This is a genomic window from Mesorhizobium sp. M1143, assembly GCF_040318435.1.
Classification (GTDB): Bacteria; Pseudomonadota; Alphaproteobacteria; order Rhizobiales; family Rhizobiaceae; genus Mesorhizobium.
Genome location: NZ_JAMYMJ010000123.1, coordinates 1 through 3,685, shown reverse-complemented (window position 1 = coordinate 3,685; position 3,685 = coordinate 1). Strand labels below are relative to the sequence as shown.

Sequence of the window (3,685 nt, the reverse complement as noted above, 5' to 3'; positions counted from 1 at the left end):
GTGGTTTTGGCGCGACTCACGTGACAATCCCCCAATAGTCCTCAAAAAAACGCCCCCCCGAGCCGGGCGCCCTGCAGCACAGGCGCGCGCCGGGGGCGCCCACCACGCCACCAAAGTAAGCGCCGTCAATCTCGACCTCGCCTTCAAGGGTTTCGTTCTTGGTTTCAGCCGACAGGCTTCGCGCAGCTTGTGAGCCAGCACAAAGGCGGTCTTGTACTGCACGTCCAGATCGCGAGAGAACTGGACCGCCGACATGCCCTTCGCGCCGTTAACAAACAGGCAGATCGCGGCGAGCAGATCGACAAACGACAGCTTGCGCCAAGGCGAAGATCGTGCCCTCGTAACCGAGAACTGCGCCCCCGCAAGCGGCGCACTTGAACTTGCGACGGGTCGGAATGTCGTAATGATCCAGGCACCCGCATTTCCGGCAAACAGGCTCGCCTTGAGTCGAAGCGCAGCGAAGGCGCTTGAACGCGTCGTAAGCCTTTTCCTCGCCACCCTTGTAAATCTCTTTCAGAGAAAGGGAGCGGCTTTCGGCGGAAAGGAGGAAGTGTTGGGCTATTGTCATCATATCCGGTTATATGCGGGGCTTGTATCGCCAAATACAGGGGCCTGTACCACCGACTGTGATGATATTTTTTGAGGCGAGGCTATGGCAGGCAAGGACGACCCGCAGACCGTCGAATACGAGACGAAAGCCAAGAACCTTTTGAAGTCAGAGTTGAAGCGGAAGGGCGTTACCTATGCCCAACTCGCCGAAAAATTGGCGACTATGGACATTCACGAAACCGAGCGTATTTTGAACAACAAAATAAGCCCGGGGGCTTTAGCGCTGCGTTCTTACTGCAATGCTTAGACGCTATCGGGGCATCCTCATTGCGGCTTTCGGAGTAGTTTTACTCGGGGCGGCTTTACCGCCAGACGAGCGCAAGAGCACTCAGCCCCAACATTCCGAACAGCATCAAGAGACCATAGGCAACCCTGTTGCGGCAAGCCCTCCGCCAGTCCAACAGGCAAATGAACCCCCAAGTTACACTAACCCATGCCAAGCAGGTCACGATGATCGCAGTTCCGATCTGTGTGCCCAGTGGAACGCTGCCGACGCTGCCCAACAGTCGGCGAACTGGACCACCATTGGCGCTATCGTGGGTGCTTTCACGCTCGCCGCTGCTATGGCCGCTGCTTACTACGCCAAAGAGGCTGCTAGGCACACCCAGCGCAGCGCCGACATTGCCGAAAAGGCTTTGCTCGATATCGAGCGCCCGTATTTGTTCGTCACCGCCACCAAACCGTTGGTGGGGGTGACGCACGATTGGGCTGACAAGCCCGACAACAAAAGACCAATTCCGGAAGCGGCATACTCGATCAAGAATTTCGGACGCACTCCTGCCATCATAAACGAGATTCGGGCGAGCCTCCGGCTTTGCAACTTGCCGCCAACTCCGCATTACCATCCCGGAGAAATCAATGACGTTGAACGGGTGCTCGGGGCAGACGATGCTCTTAGCCCTGCAGCTTTTGATCGCGGCGGCCCTATCACAAACAATGTGCTGAATGAGCTTTTCCTGTCCGATACTCACATAGGGGCGGGTTCCCTTCCATATGTATCTGTATGGCGAGATCACTTATTCGAGCGTCAACGGGATCACCGACCAATTCGGATTTATCTACCGCTACTCGCCTCCCGGCAATACGTTCCATTTGCAGGACATTCCCGGCTACACCTACCGCCACCGTGACGTGAAGAAACATAAGCAAAACGATGACTTATCGGCCTTAGACTTGCTCCGAACGCGTAAAAGCGGCCTCGGGCGGTTGCAAGATCGCTACAATGTTTATTTTTGATATCCGCTCGGTAAGGCGCTTTTCGCTTAAGCAACTAGGCGTTCTCACATTTTTTGTTCAAGAACAAGGCGTTACACAACTTGCCTACGAGGCGAAAGCGCCTTAAGTGTCAACGTTTACATACGCGAAAGTGCCTAAAAATCCTGCCTGCTGCGGATGGAAAAACGCTGACTGTAAAAGCCCGCCAACCTTTCGGCGGGCGGGCTTCCACTGCCGGAACTGGAGAGTGTCATGTCGACAGCCCCGACAGGTCGGAAAGGGGTCGCTGGTTAGCGGCGCGAGATCAGCAAGCAGAGCCGGCGCAGCTCACGATCATAGGTATCTTCGTTGCTAAGCACTTCGACGCAGCGCTTCTTCATCCGAGTGACCTGGGCGTTCGACATATCGCCGACAACGCTAGCCAGATTCGGGTTGCTCGAAGCGGTCGGGTTGCTGGGGTTGGCGGCTGGATTGGTTCCAACGCCGACATTTACGTCGGTACCGACCCCGGTGACGACACCGACATTGGCGCCGCCGGTGCCGATGGAAGCAGTCGCTCCGCCAGTGCCGCCGACGGAGGCTGCGGCATTTGCCCCAGAACCGCCTAGGGATACGCTAGCCGTAGCGCCGCTGTTGCCGCCCACATTAGCGCTGGCGCCTCCGCTGCCGACGGATACCCCGCCGACGCCTCCGACATTAATTCCAGCTGCAGTCGCTGGCATGCAAAGAATTACGAGAACAGATCCGGCAGTCAGACTGCCCGTAAGAATTTCAAAAATTCTTGCCATAGTACGCCTCCTTTTTGCCCTGCAAAGGATGGGACATTTTTTGGGACCTACGGACCCCATAGTGACGCACTAGAGTTGAAAAACAACTTAACGGCCCGCGAAAGATTCGTTCTTGGATCAGTACTTGGTAATTCTCAGGAGTCAGATATAATAAAATTTTACTTTGGCTCCTACGTGATTTTTCCATTTGTCAGATAATATCATTCCCTAAGCACTCCAGGTGCGGTGCAACAAGGTTCAGGGATGACCGTCCGGCGATCAGTAAGCGGCTACTACCGCCGATCGGACATACAACGCTATATTAGCACCTTTTGACGAACCCGACCGGCGGGCCGAGCCAGAATCCCGTCAGCGCAAAACCTGCAAAATCGCTTCCGATGCTCGCCATTGACTAGCACGCAGGAAGTTCTGAGCGCCAAACACGGTGACCATCAACCTACGGCCGCTGGTAACTGTCGACGTCGAGCATTTCGCCTGGTTGAAAGCTATGTGGCGCCGAAGCGGAAGAAAACACTGCAGACCCCGTTTCCTAAAATCGTATCAGGGCATTAGCAGTGACGCCGAGCGGCCGCCGACCTATCGATTAACTCGGTCCGGAGCCAGAGCGTTATAAAGGAGCAAACACGCCAGAAGTGAGATGACGCTGCCTAGCAGTTGGTCTGCCGTCAGGCCGGAAAAATAAACGAGATCGAACGCCAGTACAGCCATCGCTCTAGCCACTCATGAATTGGAAAACCTAACGAGCTGGTCACCAAGTCCGGCCTGCTCAAGATCGCGCAACGTGTCCTTCAACTCCTTGCGCTTGTAGCGATTGATGATGCCGGCTTAGGTTGTGGCGGCATCTAACAAACATTCGACTCGCGCCTGCCATGACGACGACCCGCCGAAGCGAGCATCGCGAGCGCACAGTATTCAAATCCCCCAAGGCGTCCGTCGAGATTTGACAACAGACAGATGGCGCGGCGCGAGCTCTGACGCTGTACGACTGACGCAAGCGGCTCTCAATCCTGGGCGTTGTCCTTGGTCCGTGTGAGGCGGCTTTCGCCTTCCTCCGGGCCGAAGCAGCTTTCGAA

The 3,685-nt window shown here is 55.9% G+C and carries 4 protein-coding genes and 1 pseudogene; 2 read left to right on the top strand and 3 right to left on the bottom strand.

The genetic code is table 11. The features are described 5' to 3' along the window. Positions 1-100: 100 nt before the first annotated feature. Positions 101-562, bottom strand: a pseudogene (locus NKH35_RS30935) (transposase); the annotation flags it as partial. A 90-nt stretch (positions 563-652) separates the two neighbouring features. Between NKH35_RS30935 and NKH35_RS30930 the strand changes: the two are divergent. After that, on the top strand, positions 653-856 hold the full coding sequence (locus NKH35_RS30930) for a DUF6471 domain-containing protein (RefSeq protein WP_023698275.1): 204 nt from the start codon (positions 653-655) through the stop codon (positions 854-856). A 55-nt stretch (positions 857-911) separates the two neighbouring features. On the opposite strand, the gene NKH35_RS30925 is transcribed toward NKH35_RS30930, so the two are convergent. After that, the gene (locus NKH35_RS30925) at positions 912-1,580 is read right to left on the bottom strand and encodes a hypothetical protein (RefSeq protein WP_023702833.1); all 669 of its coding nucleotides are present in this window, start codon (positions 1,578-1,580) and stop codon (positions 912-914) included. A 22-nt stretch (positions 1,581-1,602) separates the two neighbouring features. On the opposite strand from NKH35_RS30925, the gene NKH35_RS30920 reads away from it, so the two are divergent. Further along, the gene (locus NKH35_RS30920; RefSeq protein ID WP_023702834.1) at positions 1,603-1,845 is read left to right on the top strand and encodes a hypothetical protein; all 243 of its coding nucleotides are present in this window, start codon (positions 1,603-1,605) and stop codon (positions 1,843-1,845) included. A gap of 269 nt (positions 1,846-2,114) precedes the next feature. Here the strand turns inward: NKH35_RS30920 and NKH35_RS30915 are convergent, their stop codons facing one another. Then, entirely contained in the window at positions 2,115-2,612 is a 498-nt protein-coding gene (locus NKH35_RS30915; RefSeq protein ID WP_023715661.1) for a hypothetical protein, read from the bottom strand. Positions 2,613-3,685: the final 1,073 nt, after the last annotated feature.